The organism is Actinocrinis sp. (genome assembly GCF_035653575.1).
Taxonomy (GTDB): domain Bacteria; phylum Actinomycetota; class Actinomycetes; order Streptomycetales; family Catenulisporaceae; genus Actinocrinis.
This window is the reverse complement of record NZ_DASRBQ010000042.1, coordinates 1-21263: the sequence shown is the minus strand read 5'-3', so window position 1 is coordinate 21263 and position 21263 is coordinate 1. Positions and strand designations below refer to the sequence as shown.

Below are 21263 nucleotides of genomic sequence, written 5' to 3'. Positions count from 1 at the left end.
TCAGCTGCCTGTCACGCCGAGCACGGAGAAGTCCGGCTCGCCGAAGGCGGGCTGCATGAACCAGTTCGTCACGTTCGCCGGGTGGTAGACCAGCGCCTTGTTGTAGACCAGCGGTACGATCGCCGCGTCGTCCATGACCTGCTGGTCGATCTGGGTGCCGATCTTGTCCCGCGTCGTGGCGTCGGTCGAGGCCAGGTACTGGGCGAACAGGTTCTGCACCTGCGGGCTGCTGTAGTCGCCCAGGTTGGTCGAGCCGCTGCCGGGGTGGATGCCGTCCGGCGTGACGACCTGGTCCAGGTCACCGAACACGTCCGGCCAGTCCGCGCCCCACTTCATCATCGACAGGCCGATCTTGTTCGACTTGACGAAGGAGTCGTTGCCCGCGAAGGAGCCGAAGTACTTGTTCGAGGGGTACTTGTCGATCTCCACGTTGATGTTCGCCATCTTCAGCGCGGCCTGGATGGCGATCGCGGCGTTGACCTCCTTGGGGCGGTCGGCGCGGGCCGAGAGCTTCACGTCCAGCGAGTCGTTGTTGTTGAACTGGCCGGGCTCGGCGTGCCGGCAGGCGGTCAGCGCCTGCTGGGCCTGCTGCGGGTCGCCCTGGTTGCCGGGGGTCGGGTAGCGGTTGGACTGCGCGTAGCCGGCCATGTCCGGGGTGAGCAGGGTGGTGGCGATGTCGCCGCCGCCGAGTGCGCCGCCGAGGGCGGACTGCACCGTGGTCTTGTCCACCGCGTACTCGACCGCGCGCCGGCAGTCGACGTTGTCGAACGGCTTGACCTGCGTGTTGATCGTCATGTAGGTCAGCGCGTTGGTGTAGCCGTCGTCGGCCTGGGCCTTGAGCGTGGGGTTGGCCAGGATCTGCGACTGTGCCGTGGTGCCGACGCCGGTGCCGTCGAGGTCGACGTCAAGCTGGCCGTGCAGCAGCTCCTGGTCGATCTGGTCCTGGTTGACGTTCAGCTGCACGTCGATCTTGCTGGCGGTGACCTTGTGGATGCCCTCGGGGTCGGTGTCCGCCTTGAAGTTCGGGTTCGGCACCAGCACCGCCTCCTTGCCCGGGACGTACGAGGAGATCTCGTACTGGCCCGAGGAGACGATCGACTTGAAGTAGTTGGCGCCGGTGTCCTTGGCCCGCGGGACCGGGATCGTGTCAGGCAGCGCGGCCAGTTCGGGGAAGTCGGAGAACTTCTTGGTCAGGTGGAACTTGATCGTGTCGGTGCCGTCGACCTCGATGCCGGAGACGCCGTCCGAGGCGTTCTTGTCGAGGTAGGGGCCCTGGTAGTTGGTCTTGTCCTGGAGCACCTTGGCGAAGTAGTTCGGACCGAACTGCAGGGTGTCCTGGCCGAAGTTCGAGCGCTCGATCGCGTACTTCACGTCGGCCGCGGTGATCGTGCTGCCGTCCTGGTAGGTGGCGCCGTCACGCAGGTGGAAGGTCCAGGTCAGACCGTCGGCGGAGACCTCGCCGGTGTCGGTGGCCAGGTCCGGCACCAGCTGCAGGCCCGCGGAGCCCGGGGCCTGCTTCCAGGTCAGCAGCGAGCGGCCGTAGAGCCGCACGAAGTCCCAGGAGAACGCGTCGTAGGTGTCGCCGGGGTCCATCGAGTCCCAGTCGGAGACCAGGGCCATGCGCAGGACGCCGCCCTGGTGCGAGGACGGGTTCACGATCGTGGTCATACCGGCGTTGAAACTGCTCGTCGACGAGTTCGCGGCGCCGGAGGACGAGCTGCCGCAGGCCGACGCGGCGGTGGCGACGGCTATCACGCCCGCGGCCGCGGCGATGAGCTTGGACTTTCGCATGGTGCGGAGAAACCCCTCAGTGTGCGAGTTACTGTGCCGGCTGTTGGCCGGGTGGATGGTGGCGGTGGTGCGCGCCTCGTCGCGCGCGGCCGCGCTCAACGCGACCCCTTCGGGTCGAAGGCGTCACGCAGCCCGTCGCCGAGCAGGTTGAACGCCAGGACGGTGATGAAGATCGCCGTGCCGGGCACGATCAGGTACTCCGGATCGATCTGGAAAGTGCCGATCGCGGAGTTGATCATCGCGCCCCAGGACGGCGTCGGGTCCTTCACGCCGACGCCGAGGAAGGAGAGCCCGGCCTCGAACAGGATGTTGGCCGGGATCAGCAGGGTGGCGTACACGAGGATCGGCGCGAGCAGATTGGGCAGCAGCTCGCGCACGATGATCCGGCCCGGTCGCGCGCCGAGCGAGCGGGCCGCGGCGATGAATTCGCGCTCGCGCAGCGCGATGGTCTGGCCGCGCACGATCCGGCCGATGTACGGCCAGGAGAAGAAGCCGATGACCACGACCAGCACGCCGAACCGCAGCCCGTTGCCGGTGAGCCCGAAAGCGTTGTCCGGTAGCACGCCGATGATGGCGATCGCGAAGAGCAGCAGCGGGAAGGCCAGGAAGACGTCCATGACCCGGCTGATGATCGCGTCGATCCAGCCGCCGAAGTACCCGGCCGTCACGCCGAGCAGCACGCCGATCACGATGGCCACCAGGGTGGAGACCCCGGCGATGCCGAGCGAGACGCGGGCGCCGTACAGGATGCGGCTGAAGATGTCGCGTCCGTTGGGCAGGTCCACGCCGAGCCAGTGCCGGCCGCTGATGCCGCCCATCCCGCCGTAGGGGATCTGATAGTTCGGGTCGATCAGCTTGTTGTGCAGCGAGTCCGGGTCGTTGCCGCTGAGCGAGGAGAGCGGCCCGGCGAGCACCGCGGCGAGGACGAGCAGGATGACCACGAACCCGCCGGCCATCGCGACCCGGTCCTTCTTCAGGCGGTTCCACGCGATCCGGCCGAGGGAGCGCCCTTCGATCGCCGGACTGGCCGGCGCGGCGTCGGCGGCGGGCAGGAAAGTCCCGTCCGACTCCCGGGTGATCGTCATCGAGTCGCGTCCTCTAAAACCTTTGCGGCCCAAGCGGAGCGGCTGTCCGAGCCCTCGGCGCGACCCGGTAAGGCACGCACACCGGCACGGATCACCGCGACGTGTGCGGTGCTGCTCGCGGCGGCGCCTTGGTAGACGTCGCCAGGCATGGACCCTGCCCCAAACCTCTGATCGAAAGGAAGAGCGCGGCAGCCCCTGTTGCCCAACCGTGACCAGTCGGCCATGCCGCTGCTTTCAACCCTTACAGCTGGTGACCGGGCGTATTCGAGCCGTTCCGGATCAGTTCGCGCGTTTACGGACATCGGCGGCATTCGCGGCGGACGCTGCGACGCGCTGCGGTTCGTCTCGACACCGCACCCCGGTCGGGTTCGCGGTCGGGGCGACACTACCGCGTGGCGCGCGGTGCCGGATACCAGGGACACTTTTCGGTACGAAGCCATCGCACAGTGTTATGACGCCGCCGTGATTGGCCGTGGCTGGATCACTGTGGCCTGGAACACGTTGTGCGGCAAGGACTTCGCTATCGCCGCGCCGCGGGGAGCACGAGGTCGAGAAAACGTTCGAGGTAGGCGTCGTCCACCGGCTCGCCGGCAATCAGCATTCGATGAACCATGGTCCCGGCGATCACGTCGAAGAGCAGGTCGGGTTCGGTGATCTGCGGGCCCTCGCCGCGGGCCTCGGCTCGGGCGGCCCCGGCGTACACGAGGTGCCGCTGCCGGTCGATGATCTTCTCGCGCACGGCGGCGCGCAGGCCCGGGTCGCGGGACGCGTGGGCGGCCAGCGCGAGGAAGGCGGTCTGCGTTTCCGGGCGGGCCAGCAGCGCTATCAGGTCTCTGATGGTGACGATGGCATCGGCGCGCACCGAGCCGGCGTCCACCGGCCGCAACGTGTCGAAGAGCTGCGCCATGGCGTCGACGACGAGTTCGGCCTTCCCCGGCCAGCGGCGGTAGAGCGTGGTCTTGGCCACGCCCGCGCGGGCGGCCACGTCGCCGAGGGTCATTCCGTCCCAGCCGCGTTCGGCCAGCAGCGCGCGGGCCGCGGTCAGGATCGCCTCGTCGGCGTCGGCTGATCGAGGGCGGCCGGTGTTCCGGCTCGGCGCGGCCGTAGCGGGAACACCGGCCGCACCGGACGCAGTTGTGGCCGTGACTGTATTTGTATTGCGCGTTGCCGTATTGGGGCCCTCATTGGTGACCGACGCCACGTGAACCGCCTTCCCGTCCGCCGCCAGATTCCGCTACGCTACGACTCGTATCGGAAGTCGTCCACTCCGGTACGGCTGAGCAAGGCGTCGCGGCGGCAGAAACCGAGGGCGCGTCCGGTGGGGACCGGGCGTGTGGATTCGCCGCCGCAGCCGGATCTTAGGCTCCGCACCGGGCGCGCCGCCGAAGCCGCCGGGGATGTGAGAATGGAGGACATGCGACCTTCGTTCTCGATGTCGGGTGTGGTGGACCTCTCCGCGCTCAAGCAGCCGTCGACGCCGCCTGCGGCTCCGGCCGCAGCGCAGGGCTCGAATCGGGGCGCGCCCGGCGGCGCGGGCCCGGCGTCAGCGGGCTCCACTTCACAGACCTCTACGTTCGTGGTGGACGCTACCGAGGCCGACTTCCAGTCCTCGGTGCTCGAGCGCTCACTGCAGGTTCCGGTGGTGCTGCATCTCGGCGCGGACTGGTCCGAGCAGAGCAAGCAGCTGCTCGGGGTGCTGGAACAACTGGCCGCGGAGTTCGCCGGGGGTTTCGTGCTCGCGCGCGTCGACGCCGAGGCCAACCCGCGGCTCTCGCAGGCCTTGCGGGTGCAGGGCATTCCGTCGGTCAAGGCGATCGTGGCCGGCGAGTTGATCGGTGAGTTCGCCGGGGCGCAGCCCGAGGCGCAGGTGCGGCAGTGGATCTCCGAGCTGCTGGCGCTCGCGCAGCGGGAGTTCGGTCTCGGCGGCGCCGAGGGTGCGGCCGCCGCCCCCGAGCCGCCGATGGACCCGGCACTGGCCGCCGCGTACGACGCGCTCGCCGCGGACGACCTGGACGGTGCGGCCCGCGCGCTGCAGAACGTGCTGAGCCAGAACCCCAACCACCCCGAGGCCAAGCCGGCCCTCGCGCAGGTGGAGCTGATGCGCCGGACCAGGAACGCGGACCCGGCCGCGGCGCTGGCCCTGGCGAAGCAGAACCCGAAGGACATCGAGGCGCAGTGCGCGGCCGCCGACGCCGCGCTGGCCAGCGGGGACGCGGATACGGCGCTGGCCCTGCTGCTCGCTGCGGTCCAGGGCTTCTCCGGCGAGGAGCGGGACCGGGCCCGCCGGCTGCTGCTCGACTACTTCGAACTGCTCGGCCCGCAGGACCCGCGGGTCGGCCCGGCCCGCGCACGGCTGACCTCACTGCTGTTCTAGCCGCTGCGGTGCGAACTGCCGTATTAAGCGCCGTATTCGGTAGCGGCTGCGGTATTAGCTGTATCCGGGCCGATACGTACGTCTTCGCTGGCCGGGCCTGCCGATACGCGCCGTCACGTATAGCACAAGCGCACGAGCCGCGGGGTCACTCGGATGAGTGGCCCCCGGCACTCCATTACTAACTATTTACCATCGCGCACTTCATAAAATCCGGTCGCGCTACGTAGTCACCCGCGCCAGCGGCGGCACGAAATGCCTGGAATTGCGGGCTGCCGCGGCCATCGACCCGCGATGAAACGCCCCGGCTCGCCGAAACCCGCCGGAAAGCACGGCCACGGCTTGGTTACCGGTCGGTAACGAACCCCTTGTATTACGTGCACGTGTCGAGCACGATCGCTCCTACCCGGTCCGACCGGTCCCTCCCCCACGGCGGGACCTGAGCGGTTCCCCACCGGGCCAGTGCCGGAGAGGGTGCGGTCCCCGCCCCAGCCGGCGCACTGCTCGCAGCGCCAACCGCCGCGTTCAACCTGCCGAAACCGCAGGTGACGCGGTCCCTCGGTTCCGCCGCGGCCCCGTCTCGCGGGCCGCGCAACGCATCAGGAGTGGACGTGAAGGACACCTCCGGCGCCCAGGTTCTCGGGCGCACCTCGTGGAAACGACTCGGCCTTGTCATGGTGCCGACAGTCATCGCCGCGGGCGCACTCTCCATCGCGATGGCCAACGGCGCCATCGCGGCCTCGTTCGCCGTCTCCGGCCAGCAGTTCAAGCTGACCGCCGGGTCGCTCACCGGCACCGGGTTCGTGCAGTACGGCACCGTCGACCACCACGCCGACGGCTCCCAGTTCCCGGCCGCGGTCTCCGCGTTCGCGTCGGCGGACATCAGCAACCTGTGCCAGTCGGTGGTCACCAGCATCCCGGTCATCGGCGACGTCACGCTGACCATCAAGGCGGGCGGCGGCAGCACCCCGGTGCACGCCGACAACCTGATCATCGACATGTCGCAGCTGAACGCCGGCGAGGCGGACTTCACGAACATCAACATCGGCCAGGACGCCTCGACGCTCAGCGGCAGCGCGACCGGCGCCAAGGGCACCCCCGGCCTGTTCGGCCAGCAGGCGGACAAGGCCACGCTCACCGGCGTGCAGCAGGTCGCTTACTCGACCAACGCGGGCAGCTTCCAGCTCCACGACATGTCGCTGAGCATGTCGATGGGCAACAACCCCTGCTTCTAGGAGCAACTAAGGTTCGGAGCAGTCCGTCCCGTTAAGCAGTCAGCAACCGCAAGGCGCGGGTGCGGGGCCGCAAGTCCCCGCACCCACCGCCTCCCTTACCGGAGCAGCCGCGATGACCACGCACACCCTTGACAGCCCGACGCCCCGTGAGCCGAGCCGACCGGCCGTAGTGCGCGCACTGCACGCCTTCCGGCAGTGGCGCAAGGGCAGGCCGTTCCCCGCAGGACTGCTCATCGTCCTGGCCGGCATCGAGCTGTGGCTCGCGCCGCTCTCCTCGATCGGAAACATCATCCACGAGGGCGTCGGCGGCGTATCCGCGTTCTTCATCGGCGCACTGATGATCATGTTCGGGCTGACCATCTGGTTCGCCCCGGCGTACCGGGTCTTCGCCGGGATCGCCTCGATCCTGCTCGGCCTGATCGCGCTGCCCGCCACCAACCTCGGCGGCTTCTTCATCGGCACCCTGCTCTCGCTGATCGGCGGCGGCCTCGCGGTGGCGTGGACCCCGCGGCCCGGCTGGGAGGCTCCGACGCGACGCGAGCGGCGCCGGCAGCAGCGGATCGAGGAGCAGCCGACCGAGCCCGGCGAGGGCGAGTCCTACCAGGCCGGCTCGTACGAGCCGGGAATGTACGAGAACGTCGCCGACCCGGCGGCGACGCAGGCGCACGGCGCCGCGGCCACGGGCGACGCCGAGCTCGCCGAGTTCGAGGCCCGCAGCCGCGCCGGCGCGGACGCCCCGACGATCAACCTTCCGGAAGTGGAGGAGCGCGGTGCCGACCAGCACCCGGAGGCCTGACGGAACGAGCCGGCGCGCCCTGGTCGCGATCGCCACCCCGATCACGCTGACGGCGGTCGCGGGAGCGCTGGCCCTGGCCGGGCCGGCCAGCGCGGCGGGCACGTCCTCGGTGCTGCCGTTCCCCACCTCGATCTGCGGCACCGCCAGTCCGAGCGCCAGCCCGTCGATCTCGGCCACCCGGTCCGCCACGGCGACTCCGCAGGCGAGCGCGAGCGCCAGCGGCTCGACCAAGGCGAACACGCCGAAGACGGCGGGCGGCTCGGCCTCCCCGTCGCCGTCCGCGTCCGGCTCGACCAGCCCGGCGGCGGGCGGGGCGACCACGCCGACCCCGACGCCCAGCGCGTCGAGCTCGTCCTCGGGCGGCTTCTGGGGCTGGCTCAACGGCGTGTGGACCTGGATCTTCGGCTCGCAGCAGCTGCCGAAGGCCGGCGCGGCGCCGGTGCTGAACGCGGCCTACACCAAGTCGACCGGCACGAGCACGAGCACAAGCGGCGGTGCCGCGGGCGCTGCGGCATCAGCCGTCGAGCAGGGCGCGACGAAGGTCGGCTCGGTGAGCGGCGGCACGAAGACGGTCACGCACAGCGGTGCGGTCAAGCAGGCGGCGACCGGCGCAGGCGCTCAGGCTTCGCCGTCGCCGACCGCGAGCTGCCTGCCGAAGTCGCAGATCAAGAAGAACACGGCCAGCTCGGACGGCAACACCGCGGCCAACGTGCCGTGGCACCTGTCCACGCCGTCGATGACGATGTACAGCCTCACCTACAACGGCGTCACGACGATACAGACCGCCAACGGACCCGAGCAGGTGCTGGACTTCACCGCCGCCAAGGTCACGCTGCTGAGCATGGTCACCTACTCGCAGCAGGGCGGCGGCAAGCTCCAGTACGTGGACGGCGGCCAGGGCCAGACGGTCACGCTGGAGAACGTGCACCTGTGGTCGACCTCGTTCACCGCGGACGTGCTCGGCCTGATCCACCAGACCTTCACCCCGCAGAACCCGGGCCTGCTCACCGTGCTGCAGGGCCTCACCATCCCGCTGCCGTTGCTGTTCACGAACGTCGAGGCGGACAACGCGTTCCTCAACACCGGAACCATCGCCATCCCCGGCTTCAACGGCCACGGCAACTGATCACGGCATCGCTCGAACTACAGCGTCACTCGAACCACAGCGTCACCTGAACCACCACGGCACCACCCCACCCACAGCGAGGGCGGTCTGGACAACGGAGTCCAGACCGCCCTCGCGTTGTGTGTGGCCGTCAGCTCAGCTGTTGCCGCCGAGCAGGCCGCCGATGATGCCGCCGGCCACCGCTCCGCCCAGGCCGCCGCGCGCTCCGCCGGCGACCGCGCCCGTGGCCGCGCCGACCTCGGCGCCGCCCGGGTGGAAGTAGCCGGACTGCAGGCCGACCCGGCCGGGCCCGGTGAGCCGGTTGAACACCAGGTTCCCGCCGCCGCCGAGGATGCCGGTCTTCAGGCCGAAGACCTTCTGCTCGTACTTCACGCTCATGTCCCGGTAGATCCAGGAGCCCGGCTCCACGTCGATGATCTCGCCGGGCTGGAGCACCACCTCGAAGGCGTTGCCGTGCGCGTGCAGCCACAGCAGGCCGTCGCCCTGGTGCGCCTCGAAGCGGTCCTGCCAGAAGCCCTGGCTGCCGAACAGCATCGAGCCGATGCCGCGTACCCGCTCGAAGTTGTAGGCGAGGTTCGCGGTCGCGGCCAGGAACTGGTGCTCGCGCACCAGGATCGCGCTGCCGTGCGGCACGTTGAGCGGGAAGACCTGGCCGGCCGAGTCCCGGGAGAAGGCGATCTCGCCGAAGCCGACCGCCTGGGTCATGAAGATCGGCATGCCGCCGATGACCCGCTTGAACGCGCCTTTGAGCGGCATGATCTGGATGTCCACCTGCGGCTGCTTCCACAGCACCACGTGGTGCTCGAAGTAGACCGGGACCTGGCCGTTCATGGCCAGATGCAGGACCGGCACGATCTGGCCCTCGATGCGGAACGCCACGCCCGGGCCCTGGCCCTGGGTCACGTGGGATGGAAGCAGGCTTACCTGGGCGGTCACTGGTGGTCCCCCTCGATGCTGGGTGTGTCCGCGACCGCGATCGAGCGGTCCGCGGGTCGCCGAGTCGACGGCGCGTCGTCCCGTTGACCCGCGAGCATACGGCTTCGTGGGGCTTTCCGGTGCGCGTGGGCGCAGAGCCCTGTCAGGGCGGGCCGGGTCAGTCCAGGCCGTCAGTCCAGGCCGAGATCGCGGCGCAGTTTCGCGACATGCCCGGTCGCCTTCACGGCGTACTGCGCCAGCTCGATCTTCCCGTCCTCGCCGATCACGAAGGTGGAGCGGATGACGCCGACGACGAGCTTGCCGTACAGCTTCTTCTCGCCGTACGCGCCGTACGCCTCAAGCACCTTCTTGTCCGGGTCGGACAGCAGCGGGAAGTTCAGCCCGTCGCGCTCCCGGAACTTGGCCAGCTTCTCCGGCTTGTCCGGGGAGAGGCCGAGCACCGCGTATCCGGACGCCGCCAACGACTGGAGCGAGTCGCGGAAGTCACAGGCCTGCTTCGTGCAGCCCGGGGTCATCGCCGCCGGGTATACGTACACGATGACCTTGCGCCCGGCGTAGTCGGACAGCGATACCGGCTTGCCGTCCGCGTCCTGCAGAGTGAACTGCGGCGCCTCGGTCCCGGGTTCCAGTCGCACTGACACTTCGGCCGTCCTGTCTCTCGGTGTCTGTTGCCTGCTTTCCCGCTCCTGATGGGCGGGCCACCAGCCTACGAGAGCGGGCCGACACGGTCGCCCCACTCGGCCCGACCGGGCCGGGACTGCGCCAGGCGGCTGACGCGCGCGGACCCGGCGGGGCGCCGGGTCGAGGGAAAACCGCAAAACGGGGTAGGCGGTCCCGAGAAGGCACGAGCGAGGGAGTTCGAGCGATGGCGGAGAACAACGATAGCCGGACCCACCCGGGGGTGATCGACGTGGCGAAAGACGAGGGAAAGAAGGGCACCGCGGCCGCCAACCCGATCCTGGTTGTCACGCCGCACGGCGAGGTGGCCGGTTCGCAGCTGGAAGGCAGCACGAACGGACATCGCGACGGCGAGACGCGGATCGAGGTGAAGGACACCAGGTCGCCTGCCGAGATCGAGGCAGACCTTGACCGCACCCGGGAGCACCTGTCCTCGACGCTGGACGAGCTGTCCGAGCGGCTCAGCCCGCGCGACCTGCTTCGGCGCGGCGGCCTGCGGGTCAAGTATCAATTCGTCTCGGAAGGCACCGGGGAACTGCGTAAGCAGCGGGTCGCCGCTTTGCTGGGCAGCCTGGGTGTGGTGATCGGCGGGATGGTCGCGCTGCACACGGTACGTGGCCGCGCTTCCTAGGGCCTGCTGTCAGCCGGCTCGTCCCGAGCTCGTGCCCCGACAGCCTGAACGCTTATGCGACTCAGGCCGCCGGGGCACCGTGCGTGCGGAATGCGCTAACGTCGGGGCGTGAGTCCCCGATCCAAGTCCGACGACGAGAAGCCGACCGCGCCCACTGAGAGCGCCGGGTCTATCGACAAACTGCCGATCAAGATGCTGCACGACCGGGTCCTGGTCCGGTCCGACGGCGCCGAGGGAGAACGCCGGTCCAGCGGCGGGATCCTCATCCCGGCGACCGCGCAGATGTCACACCGGCTGGCATGGGCGCAGGTCGTGGCGATCGGGCAGAACGTACGCACAGTCGAGATCGGCGACCGGGTGCTGTACGACCCGGACGACCGCGCCGAGGTGGAGGTCCGCGGCGTGGAGTACGTGCTGCTGCGCGAGCGTGACATCCACGCGGTGGCCGCCGAGCGTCTTGGCGACTCCAGCGGGGCGACCGGCCTGTACCTTTAGGCCATGGGCGCGGGCGGGCAGGCGAACGGGGCGGGCGCGGACGACGCCCCGGACCCTTCTGCCGCCGCTGAGGCTCCGCCCGTTGACACGGCTCCGGCCGCTGACACAGCCGTGCCCACGGCAGCCGACGGCGAGACTGCAAGCCCTCCGCAGAGCGTGAGTCACGCCGCTGATCCGGTGCCGGACTCGGCCGACACCGCCTCGGGTACCGACGCCGAGCTTGCCTCGTCGGAGCCTGCGGTCGCGGCCGACGCCACGTCTTCGGCGCCGGCGGTCTCAGGCGACTCACTGGCTGCCGCGCTGCCGCAGCGTTCCTACTTCACCTACGCCTTCGGCCTCGCCGCCGGGGCGCTGTCCGCCTACCTCCTGGTCCGCGGGATCGCACGCGCCGGCGGGGTGATCACGACCGTGCTGCTCGCGGCGTTCCTCGCCGTCTCCCTCAACCCCATCGTGACCGCGCTGAGCCGGCAGACTCGGGTGCCGATGCGGCGTGCCGGCGCGGTGCTCACGGTCGCGCTTGGCGTGATGGCGCTGGTCGCCGGGTTCCTCGCGGTGATCGTGCCGCCGGTGGCCGCCGAGGTGACCGCGCTCGTGCACGCCATTCCGCACGTGCTGCAACAGATCCAGGACCGCTCGACCTATCTCGGCAGGCTGGAGGCGAAGTATCACGTCGCCGCCAAGGTGCAGTCCGCGCTTTCCTCGCGAGGCCTCGGCACGACCGCCGTGTCCGGGATCGTCGGCGCGGGCAAATACGTGCTCTCAACCCTCACGTCCACGCTTGCCGTGGTCGCGCTGACGATCTACTTCCTCGCAGGGCTGCCTAACATCGTCGCGGTGGCGTACCGCGCCTTCCCAGCCTCACGGCGCGACCGGGTACGCGTGCTAGGCGACGAGATCCTCACCCAGGTCGGCCGGTACATGCTCGGCTCCGCGCTTAACGCATCGATTGCGGGGCTGGCCACCTACATCTGGACCGCCGCCTGGGGCATTCAGTACCCGGCAGCGCTTGGCCTGCTCGTCGCGCTGATGGACATGATCCCGGTCATCGGCTCGACCATCGGCGGAGCGATCGTCACGCTCGTGGCGCTGACCGTATCAACACCCGTAGCCATCGCGACCCTGTTGTTCTACATCGGCTTCCGGCTGACCGAGGACTACGTGCTGCTGCCGAAGGTGATGCGCCACGCCGTGGACGTGCCGCCGATCGTCACCGTGGTCGCGGTCCTGGTCGGCGGCTCGCTGCTGGGCATCATCGGCGCCCTCGTGGCCATCCCGACCGCCGCCGCGCTCAAGCTCATCACCGTCGAAGTGCTGATTCCCCGCCTCGACCGCCGATGAGGCTACACTCGGTGACCAAGCCGTCGCTCGTTAGAGAGCAGTGCTCGTGTACGTGTGACGGAGCGAGGCGCGGCGCACTAGGCTAAGTGCGCCATGGATGCAGACTTCGGATGAGTAGCGGCCACATTGAATAGCAGTACTGACCTCGTCGTCCTCGGCGCGGGACCGGCCGGGCTTTCCGCCGCGTGGCGAGCCGCCCGCCGGGGTCTCTCCGTCGTGGTTCTCGACCGCGCCGACTCCGTCGGCGGGATGGCCGCCTCGTTCGACGTGGCCGGTGTGCGAGTCGATTACGGCAGCCACAGGCTCAACCCCGACATGCCGGCTTACGTGCTCGCCGACCTGCGCTATCTGCTCGGCGGCGACCTGCAGACCCGCTATCGCGACGGACGCCTGCTGCTCGGCGAGAAGTGGATCACATATCCGTTCAAGCCGCGGGAACTGGCCCGGGCGCTGCCCGCCGTGCCGATGGCGCGCGCCGCGTTCGAGGCGATCTCGACGCCGTGGCGGCGGTCCAAGGCCCCTGAGAACCCGGACACGTACGCCGAACTGATGCGCGCAGGCTTCGGTCCGACGCTGTACGAACAGGTGTACGCGCCGTACGCGCGCAAGCTCTGGGGTCTGACCGGCGACGAAATCGACGCCGACCAGGCGCGCCGGAAGGCCGGGGCGCCTACCGCACTGGCAGCTTTGGTGCGCTCGGTGCGTTCCGCGATGTCGAGCGAATCCCTCGCGTACTTGTACCCGCGCCGCGGTTTCGGGCAGCTGTGCGAGACACTCGCCGATGCAGCGGTAACAGCGGGAGCGCGGCTGCGCCTCGGTGCGATGGTCGAGCGGCTGGACGTCGGCGAGAGTGATATCGCGGTACGGCTTGGCCGCTCCGAGCACCACACCGCGGCGGCCGAGCGTGGCGGCTGGTCGGGGCTGGATCACTGGGAGTCCAGTGGCTGGCTGCGCGCCCGGCACGTCTTCTCCACGCTGCCGCTGCCGTTGCTGGCCAGGATGACCTCGCCGGGCGCGCCGTACGAGGCCGTCGAGGCCAGCGGCAACCTGCGCTTCCGGGCGATCGTGCTGGTGTACGCGGTGCACCGGGGCGGCCGCTGGACCAAGCACGACGTGCACTACATCCCGGCCTCAGGCACTCCGGTCAGCCGGATCTCCGAGCCGGCGAACCACCGGATCAACCCCGAGGACCCCGAGGACCGCTCGGTGGTCTGCTTCGAGTTGCCCTGCGACATAGGGGACGAGATCTGGAACGCCTCGGATGAGGAGCTGGCCGACGTGATCGGGGATGCGGTACATCGCACCGGTCTGCCGCCGCTCAGCCTCGAGTGGCTTCAGGTCAAGCGACTGCGTAACGTCTACCCGGTCTATCAGCGTGGCTATAAGGAACACCTGTCCGTGCTTGAGGACTGGGTCGAGCAGCTGCGCAACGTCACGACATTCGGCCGGCATGGGCTGTTCACGCCGGACAACACGCACCACGCGATGGTGATGGGTTACGAGGCCGCCGACGCGCTCGGCTCCGGCAAGTTCGACCATGACCACTGGTCGGCCGCGCGCGACCGGTTCGCCCAGCACATCGCCGAGACCTGACCGGACCGGCCCGACCGACGTCCCGACCCGACCGGCCCCGGTCAGGCGGCGTTCCATCCCGGCTTGTCCGGAACCTGACCGCCACTCACCGCCAAGTCACACCGGTCCCTTACCTCGTTTTTAGGCTGGCCACAGGAAACTGCGGAACAGTTAAGGCACAGGAGAAGCCGCCGGGGCTGACCGGGATCGCCGGGCCCGATTGCGAAATCGGTTACTGGGTACTGATCCCCCGCTCCGGACCCTCGGAACGTCCCGGGTCCCGGCGGCACCTGTCCAGGTGTCGTCGCGCCGGGGCGGGAACTGGAACCGGCCGTGTGGAGGGCGTCATGACTGCGCTGGATCTGCCGAATCGGGGCGTCCACACCGGCCGACAGGTCCGGCCGATAAGCGGACGCTGGGCTCTCGCGGCCGGCGGCAGCGTCGAGACCCGGGTACGTAGGCGCGGCTGGAGCCCGGCGCGGCTGATGCACCGTACCGACGTTCGAACCCTTCCTCTCGTCTCGGGCGCGCTTATCGTGGGCGACCCGGTGCATCTGACGGTGGGTGAGGTCGCCGTCGCCGTCGATAAGACGCACTCGGTGCGCCTTACCTTGGCCGAGCTGACCGCACTCGGGAATCGCCGCTACGCGACCGAGCTCATCGCGTCCGCCCTCGGCGAGGACGCAGGCCCGGATGAGATCGTGCGCCTCGAGGGCTACGCGGACCGGATCCGCGGCGGCGCGCTGCGGATCGTGCTCAGCGGCCCCGCTCCTACCGGACTCGGCGGGCCCGGTACGCGCATCCGCTTGTCAGCCATCTTCGACCGCTGATTAACGGAACGATCGGCGCCGCGCGGTCAGAGCCCTGTGACGGTCGTGTGCGCACGTGTTCTGATTTCCTGGCCACGAACGGTTTCCTGTGGGACACCCCGCGTTCACCTACCGTTCCCTTTCGCCTGCGAGAAAAGGAGCCTGCCGGCCAGGAACGGAGGCGCACGGCCGGCGAACGGCTTACGGCCGCAGCAGTTCTCCGAATTGGGGGTTACGCCATGGCCCGGTTCTACCGCCCAGATCGGATCGACTACGACGTCGTGGTGCTGGACCACCAGACCGGCACCAGCCGCTGGGCGACCGCCGGGGTGGAGGTCGTGGAGCGGCCGCAGGCGCTGGTCGACGGGGGCGGTTCGATGGCCAGCGAGGCTTTCCGTGGTTACGCGGCCTCGGTCGCGCCGCGGCTGCGCGACTTCGCCGATCATATTTCCGGCGCGGACAAGATCGGCGCCAACGTGCACCGCTACGAGAGCTACCAGGCGGTACGCGCGGTCCTACGGGACGAACAGGGCGTCGTGCTGGCCGAGGTGCGGTGTGATGGCTCCGTCACGATTCCCGGCGAGCTCGACGAGGATCTGCGCCGCCAGTTCATCGGCATGATCAACGGCTGGCTGCCGATGACGATCCGCGAGGTCGACCGCAGCTCGTACCAGAACGCGCTCGCCTCGCTGGTCAAGGCGCGGCGGGTGGTGGACGCGATGCTGCGCGAGGTGGTGGGGCTGGCGGCAGGCGGCCTCGATCCGATGCCGTGGGAGAACGTGGCCGAGGCGATGGGCGTGCCGCCGGAGGCGCTGGATTCCTGGTATCGGGCACCGGACAGCCTCACGAAGTGACTATTGTTGCTCCGACCCGCTCTCGCACTGCGCCCGAAGCCGGCTGGCCGAAGCCGCGGCCTACCGGCCACCAGGGCCGACTATCCCCAGGGGCTGTGACTTGTCCGGTACCGTGACGTATCTCGAAGCGATCGTGATCGGCCTGGTGCAGGGCGTGGCCGAGCTGTTCCCCGTCTCCAGCCTCGGGCACGCGGTGCTGATCCCGGCCTTCATCGGCGGCAGCTGGGCGAGCACGCTGGACATGACCGCGAGCCAGTCGCCTTACCTGGCGCTGGTGGTGGCGCTGCACGTGGCCACCGCCTGCGCGCTGATCCTGTTCTTCTGGCGCGACTGGGTGCGCGTGATCAGGGGGCTCGTCAGCTCGGTGCGCAACCGGCAGATCCAGACCCCGTACGAGAGGCTGGCCTGGCTGCTGATCGTCGGCACGATTCCGGTCGGCCTGGCCGGTCTGGTGCTCGACAAGCTGCTGCGCCAGCACCTGGGCAAGCCGGTATGGGCCGGGCTGTTCCTCGCACTCAACGGCCTGATCCTCATCGGGGCCGAGCGGCTACGCGGCGGCGGCGCAGCGGCGGAGACGGCGGGCTCGGGACGCAGGGCGGATCGGGGCGGGCGCGGCGAGCGGGCCGCGGCGTCCGTGATGGCGAGCGGCGGCAGCCGGCGCAAGCAGAGCACGGCGACCCTGGAGCCGCCGCGCGAACTGGACCGGCACGGCCGTGAGCTGCCGCCTGAGATCGCCAGCGATGTGCGGCTGGCCAGGCTCTCCCGGGGAACCGCGGTGCAGATCGGCGCGGCGCAGATCCTCGGCCTGTTCCCGGGCCTGAGCCGCTCGGGCGCGACGATCGTGACCGGTCTGTTCAAGGGCCTGCACCACGAGGACGCCGCGCGTTTCGCGTTCCTGCTGGCGACGCCGGTGATTCTGCTGGCCGGCCTGTACAAGCTGCCGGAGCTGGCGAAGCCGGAGAACTCAAGCGTGGTCGGTCCGGCCATCGCCGGGTCGCTTATCGCGTTCGTGGCCTCGTACATCTCGGTGCGTTACCTGGTGCGGTACTTCGAGACCAGGACGCTCACGCCCTTCGCGATCTACTGCATCATCGCGGGCGTTATCTCGGTGGTCCGCTTCGCCTGAGCCGCGTCCTAGGACGTGGCGCGGGCCGCGGCCTGCATCTCGGCCATCGCGTTCGCGCAGCCGAGGCCGGGCGACTGGCGCAGCTTCTGCGCGATGATGCTCATCGCCCTGCCGACGACCTCGATCTCCTCCGCGGACATGAGGTCGATGAACAGCTCACGGACATCGTCTACGTGTCCGGGTGCGGCCGAGCGCATCAGCTCCCAGCCCTGCTCGGTGATGACCGCGAACGCGCCGCGCCGGTCCGACGGGCAGTCCTGCCGCTCGACCAGCCCGGCCTTCTCCATCCGGCCGATCTGGTGGGAGAGGCGGCTCTTCGAGAGTGAGGTGCGGTTGGCCAGCTCGGTCATCCGCAGCCTGCCTTCGGCGGACTCGGACAGCTCGACCAGCACCTGATAGTCGGTCAGGTTCAGGTCGTGCCGGTCGTGCAGCCGGTCCTCCAGCTGCGCCGGAAGCAGTCGCATCACTTCGAGCCAGGCGCGCCAGGTGTGCTGCTCGGCGTCGGTCAGCCAGCGCGGCTCGGCGACGCTCGTCGCCGTGCCGCCCGCTTCCGTGCGCATCTCTTCCAGGCTCATAGGCCCATGATACCTTGCAGTAGTTGAACTATGAACATTTTATTCGCTGGAAGGATGCACGGCCGCAGTTTCGCGGCTCGGCAAGTCCTCTCCAGCCTCATCGTCGACCCTTCCGGACGCCACCGCGTCGGACCCGTCCGCACCGTCCCGCAGGGAAGCTGACGCACTGTCCCGCAGGGACGCTGATGCACCGCCTGACTCCTCGGCGCCGCGATCCGGCCTCTCCCCCGCCGCCTCCTCGATCTCCAGCAGCGACGCGCTGTGCAGCTCCCGTTCGGCGGCGGCCTTTCCGCCGCGCAGCCCGAACAGCCGCTTGGCCAGCAGCAGGTAGAGCACCGCGAGCACGTTGATCACGAAGGTCGCGATCTTGAACGCGGACTGCTTGGCGATGATCTCGTGGATCTCGATCGGCAGGAACGCGGCCGTGGCCACCACCGCGAAGTACTCACCCCAGCGCTTGGCCAGCCACAGGCCGACGGCCTCGATCAGCTCGATCACCGCGTAAGCGGCAAGCAGGATCGCGACGACGCTGAGCGTCGAGTGCTTGTAGTTGAAGGACTTGCGGATGGTGTCGACGATCGAGGAGTGGTCCAGGTCGTAGCCCCAGTGCGTGGCCAGCGGCTTGAGCAGGGTCAGGTCCCGCTCGAACAGCTGGGACAGCGCCTGCTGCGAGTTCTCGAACCGCCATACCGCGTAGGCCGCCGCGCCGACCAGCAGGAAGCGGAAGACCCGCTCGACCGCGAGCAGCCGCATGATCAGCAGCGAGCGCAGCACCTTGCCGCGCGGGACCACGGGCGCGTCAGCCGCCGGGCCGCTGGCCTTCGGCTCCTCCAGCACGAAGTCGCCGCACCGCAGGCAGCGCCAGGCCGGGCCAAGTGCCGTCTCGGCCTTGATCCGGTCGCGGTACTCCGGTTCGACGGGCTCGTAAAGGACGTGCCCCCGCCGCGCGCAGTGGCGCCTGTTCCAATCCATGGCCACAAAGATTAAGTGCCGGAGCGCGGCTGTGACAGGAATCTCGACAACCCCCGCACTTTTTCCCGACCTAGCGTCGGTAAGATAGTTCCGCGCACGTCGCGCCTCCAGAGCTCAGCCGAAACAGCAAGGATCACCCATGCCCGAAATGGCCGCGATCATGAACAACTCCGGCCAAAGGAGCGCCTTCGGGCGGTATTTCCTGCCGGTCTCCCTCGCCGAGGGCGTCTCTTTCCTGGTCTTGCTGTGCATTGCCATGCCGCTCAAGTACGCCGCCGGCCTGCCCATCACCGTGACGATCACGGGCACGGTGCACGGCTTGCTGTTCATCGCGTACGTGGTGCTGGCGCTCGACGGCTGGCGGCAGCAGCGGTGGAGCATCAAGCGCGTCGTCTGGGTGCTGGTGATGTCGGTGCTGCCGACCGGTGCTTTCTTCGCGGAGCGCTCGGTGCGCGCGGAACTGGCCGTAGCCCCCGCGTCCGCCGAGCCCATCGCTGCCTAACCCGCCCCATCGCCGCGTGAGTCGGCACCGCCGCCCCGCAACACACCGTCCCAATCCTTGGGATGCGTGGTCCGCGCCCCGGACCGGGTGGGAGGATATTCCCCGCGAGTAACAAGCGGAAACGGCATACGACGAGCGACAGGCAAGGAGCCGACCATGCCGGCATTGCGGTCACGCACCTCGACTCACGGACGGAACATGGCCGGCGCGCGGGCGCTGTGGCGGGCCACCGGCATGGCCGATTCGGACTTCGGCAAGCCGATCGTCGCGGTGGCCAACTCGTTCACCCAGTTCGTGCCCGGCCACGTGCACCTGCGCAACGTCGGCGAGATCGTGGCCGAGTCGGTCGTCGAGGCCGGAGGCGTGGCCAAGGAGTTCAACACGATCGCGGTCGACGACGGCATCGCGATGGGCCACGGCGGCATGCTCTACTCGCTGCCGTCGCGCGAGCTGATCGCCGACGCGGTCGAGTACATGGTCAACGCGCACTGCGCGGACGCGCTGGTGTGCATCTCCAACTGCGACAAGATCACCCCCGGCATGCTGATGGCCGCGCTGCGCCTCAACATCCCGACGGTGTTCGTCTCCGGCGGCCCGATGGAGGCGGGGCAGGCGCACATCCGCGACGGGGTGGCCTACGACAAGCTCGACCTGATCGACGCGATGTCGGCGGCCGCGGACGAGAACGTCTCCGACGACACGCTCGGCACGATCGAGCGCTCGGCCTGTCCGACCTGCGGCTCTTGTTCCGGGATGTTCACCGCGAACTCGATGAACTGCCTGGTCGAGGCGCTCGGCCTGGGGCTGCCCGGCAACGGCTCGACCCTCGCCACGCACGCCAAGCGGCGCGCCCTGTTCGAGCGGGCCGGGTCGCTCGTCATCGAACTGGCCAAGCGCTACTACGAGGACGATGACGAATCCGTCCTCCCCCGCTCGATCGCCACCCCCGCCGCCTTCGGCAACGCGATGGCCCTCGACGTGGCGATGGGCGGCTCGACGAACACGGTGCTGCACCTGCTGGCGGCGGCGCAGGAGGCCGGAGTCGGCTTCGGTCTCAAGGAGATCGACGCGACCAGCCGCCGGGTGCCCTGCATCGCGAAGGTGGCGCCGAACAAGGCGTCGCTGAGCAAGACGTACTACATGGAGGACGTGCACCGGGCCGGCGGCATCCCGGCGATCCTCGGCGAACTGCACCGCGGCGGCCTGCTCGACGAGTCGGTGCATGCGGTGCACTCCCCGACGCTCACCGAGTGGCTGAACCGCTGGGACGTGCGCGGCGGCAAGGCCGACGACGAGGCGTTCGAGCTCTTCCACGCGGCGCCGGGCGGCGTGCGCACCACCGAGCCGTTCTCCACCGAGAACCGCTGGTCCTCGCTGGACACCGACGGGGAGAACGGCTGCATCCGCTCAGTCCCGCACGCGTACACGAAGGACGGCGGCCTGGCGGTGCTGTGGGGCAACATCGCGGCGGACGGCGCGGTGGTGAAGACGGCGGGCGTCGCGAAGTCGATCTGGACCTTCAGCGGCCCGGCGCGCGTGTTCGAGTCCCAGGAGCAGGCGGTCGAGGCGATCATGAACAACCGGATCGTCGAGGGCGACGTGGTGGTCATCCGCTACGAGGGCCCGAAGGGCGGTCCGGGCATGCAGGAGATGCTGTACCCGACGGCGTTCCTCAAGGGCAAGGGCCTCGGCGCGAAGTGCGCGCTGATCACGGACGGGCGCTTCTCCGGCGGCACGTCCGGGCTGTCGATCGGCCACATCTCCCCAGAGGCGGCCTCGGGCGGCACGATCGCCCTGGTCGAGGAGGGCGACGAGATCGCGATCGACATCCACAGCCGCTCGATCACGCTGAACGTCCCGGACGAGGTGCTGGCCGCCCGCCGCGCCGCGCTCGAGGCGGGGAACGGCTACCGCCCGGTCGACCGCGACCGCCCGATCTCGCTGGCGCTGAAGGCGTACGCGCTGCTGGCCACCTCGGCGGCGACCGGTGCGGTGCGCGACCGGGCACTGCTTGAAGGCTGAACCCGGGTCCGTCGGGATCTGTCCGGATCTGTCCGGCCCGGCCCCACTCTCAGTCCCCTCCGGGTCCGGTCCTAGCACAAACGCCCCGCCTCAACGCTTCCGACCGCAGACTTCGAACCTCAGGCCTCGGACCTTAGGTCCCGAGGCCTCGGGCCTCGGGCCTCCGGTCACCGAGTCACCAAGTCACGGAGTTTCCGAGTCCCCGGCCGGCGGCGGCCAGCCAGGCGCCAGCACACTGCAAGGAGAAAGACGGTCCGATGCCGAACCAGGCCACCCCGGGTGGTCGCCTGCCCTTCGATCCGGTCGAGCGGGCATTCGAGTTGTGGCGGCAGCGCTGGGGCGCGTCCAC

19 protein-coding genes and 1 pseudogene are annotated in these 21263 nt (G+C 69.5%); 13 read left to right on the top strand and 7 right to left on the bottom strand.

Annotated elements, in window-relative coordinates; genetic code table 11:
- From VFA06_RS06470 to VFA06_RS06460, 3 genes are all read right to left on the bottom strand, one after another.
- Entirely contained in the window at positions 1-1890 is a 1890-nt protein-coding gene (locus VFA06_RS06470) for an ABC transporter substrate-binding protein (protein ID WP_324839504.1), read from the bottom strand.
- A complete protein-coding gene (locus VFA06_RS06465; RefSeq protein WP_324839503.1) occupies positions 1887-2876 on the bottom strand; it encodes an ABC transporter permease in 990 nt (329 codons plus the stop codon). The genes VFA06_RS06470 and VFA06_RS06465 overlap by 4 nt, the downstream gene beginning before the upstream one ends.
- A gap of 520 nt (positions 2877-3396) precedes the next feature.
- Entirely contained in the window at positions 3397-3924 is a 528-nt protein-coding gene (locus VFA06_RS06460; protein ID WP_349260075.1) for a TetR/AcrR family transcriptional regulator, read from the bottom strand.
- 366 nt (positions 3925-4290) lie between these two features.
- Between VFA06_RS06460 and VFA06_RS06455 the strand changes: the two genes are divergently transcribed.
- The 4 genes from VFA06_RS06455 (at position 4291) to VFA06_RS06440 (ending at position 8404) form a co-directional block, all read left to right on the top strand.
- Positions 4291-5250: a tetratricopeptide repeat protein gene (locus tag VFA06_RS06455; RefSeq protein WP_324839501.1), complete on the top strand. Its 960-nt coding sequence runs from the start codon at positions 4291-4293 to the stop codon at positions 5248-5250.
- Between the two features lie 608 nt (positions 5251-5858).
- The gene (locus VFA06_RS06450) at positions 5859-6482 is read left to right on the top strand and encodes a DUF6230 family protein (protein WP_324839500.1); all 624 of its coding nucleotides are present in this window, start codon (positions 5859-5861) and stop codon (positions 6480-6482) included.
- A 112-nt stretch (positions 6483-6594) separates the two neighbouring features.
- Positions 6595-7278 carry a DUF6114 domain-containing protein gene (locus VFA06_RS06445; protein WP_324839499.1) on the top strand — a complete coding sequence of 228 codons (684 nt, stop codon included), beginning with the start codon at positions 6595-6597 and terminating at the stop codon, positions 7276-7278.
- The gene (locus VFA06_RS06440; protein WP_324839498.1) at positions 7253-8404 is read left to right on the top strand and encodes a hypothetical protein; all 1152 of its coding nucleotides are present in this window, start codon (positions 7253-7255) and stop codon (positions 8402-8404) included. The genes VFA06_RS06445 and VFA06_RS06440 overlap by 26 nt, the downstream gene beginning before the upstream one ends.
- A 135-nt stretch (positions 8405-8539) precedes the next feature.
- Here the strand turns inward: VFA06_RS06440 and VFA06_RS06435 are convergent, their stop codons facing one another.
- Together VFA06_RS06435 and bcp are read right to left on the bottom strand one after the other, a co-directional pair.
- Positions 8540-9340, bottom strand: a complete 801-nt coding sequence (locus VFA06_RS06435; protein WP_324839497.1) for an AIM24 family protein — start codon at positions 9338-9340, stop codon at positions 8540-8542.
- Between the two features lie 170 nt (positions 9341-9510).
- Positions 9511-9981, bottom strand: a complete 471-nt coding sequence (gene bcp, locus VFA06_RS06430; protein WP_324839496.1) for a thioredoxin-dependent thiol peroxidase — start codon at positions 9979-9981, stop codon at positions 9511-9513.
- A gap of 224 nt (positions 9982-10205) precedes the next feature.
- Between bcp and VFA06_RS06425 the strand changes: the two genes are divergently transcribed.
- The 7 genes from VFA06_RS06425 to VFA06_RS06395 all read left to right on the top strand — a co-directional run bounded on the left by VFA06_RS06425 (position 10206) and on the right by VFA06_RS06395 (position 16843).
- Positions 10206-10649: a DUF3618 domain-containing protein gene (locus VFA06_RS06425; RefSeq protein ID WP_324839495.1), complete on the top strand. Its 444-nt coding sequence runs from the start codon at positions 10206-10208 to the stop codon at positions 10647-10649.
- Positions 10650-10841: 192 nt separating this feature from the next.
- The gene (locus tag VFA06_RS06420) at positions 10842-11144 is read left to right on the top strand and encodes a co-chaperone GroES (protein ID WP_349260074.1); all 303 of its coding nucleotides are present in this window, start codon (positions 10842-10844) and stop codon (positions 11142-11144) included.
- A 177-nt stretch (positions 11145-11321) separates the two neighbouring features.
- Complete coding sequence (locus tag VFA06_RS06415) at positions 11322-12482, top strand: AI-2E family transporter (RefSeq protein ID WP_324839493.1); 1161 nt, start codon at positions 11322-11324, stop codon at positions 12480-12482.
- A gap of 126 nt (positions 12483-12608) precedes the next feature.
- Entirely contained in the window at positions 12609-14075 is a 1467-nt protein-coding gene (locus tag VFA06_RS06410) for an FAD-dependent oxidoreductase (protein ID WP_324839492.1), read from the top strand.
- Between the two features lie 326 nt (positions 14076-14401).
- Positions 14402-14884 carry a hypothetical protein gene (locus VFA06_RS06405; protein WP_324839491.1) on the top strand — a complete coding sequence of 161 codons (483 nt, stop codon included), beginning with the start codon at positions 14402-14404 and terminating at the stop codon, positions 14882-14884.
- Positions 14885-15102: 218 nt separating this feature from the next.
- Positions 15103-15717, top strand: coding sequence for a hypothetical protein (locus VFA06_RS06400; protein ID WP_324839490.1), 615 nt, complete (start codon positions 15103-15105; stop codon positions 15715-15717).
- Positions 15718-15817: 100 nt separating this feature from the next.
- Positions 15818-16843, top strand: coding sequence for an undecaprenyl-diphosphate phosphatase (locus VFA06_RS06395; protein ID WP_324839489.1), 1026 nt, complete (start codon positions 15818-15820; stop codon positions 16841-16843).
- A gap of 8 nt (positions 16844-16851) precedes the next feature.
- On the opposite strand, the gene VFA06_RS06390 is transcribed toward VFA06_RS06395, so the two are convergent.
- Positions 16852-17418: a MarR family winged helix-turn-helix transcriptional regulator gene (locus tag VFA06_RS06390; RefSeq protein ID WP_324839488.1), complete on the bottom strand. Its 567-nt coding sequence runs from the start codon at positions 17416-17418 to the stop codon at positions 16852-16854.
- 225 nt (positions 17419-17643) lie between these two features.
- Positions 17644-18396 (bottom strand): annotated as a pseudogene (locus VFA06_RS06385) (DUF2127 domain-containing protein); the annotation flags it as partial.
- 133 nt (positions 18397-18529) lie between these two features.
- Between VFA06_RS06385 and VFA06_RS06380 the strand changes: the two are divergent.
- Both VFA06_RS06380 and ilvD read left to right on the top strand, forming a co-directional pair.
- Complete coding sequence (locus VFA06_RS06380) at positions 18530-18892, top strand: DUF3817 domain-containing protein (RefSeq protein WP_324839486.1); 363 nt, start codon at positions 18530-18532, stop codon at positions 18890-18892.
- Positions 18893-19048: 156 nt separating this feature from the next.
- Entirely contained in the window at positions 19049-20914 is a 1866-nt protein-coding gene (gene ilvD, locus VFA06_RS06375) for a dihydroxy-acid dehydratase (RefSeq protein WP_324839485.1), read from the top strand.
- The last annotated feature ends 349 nt before the right edge of the window (positions 20915-21263 follow it).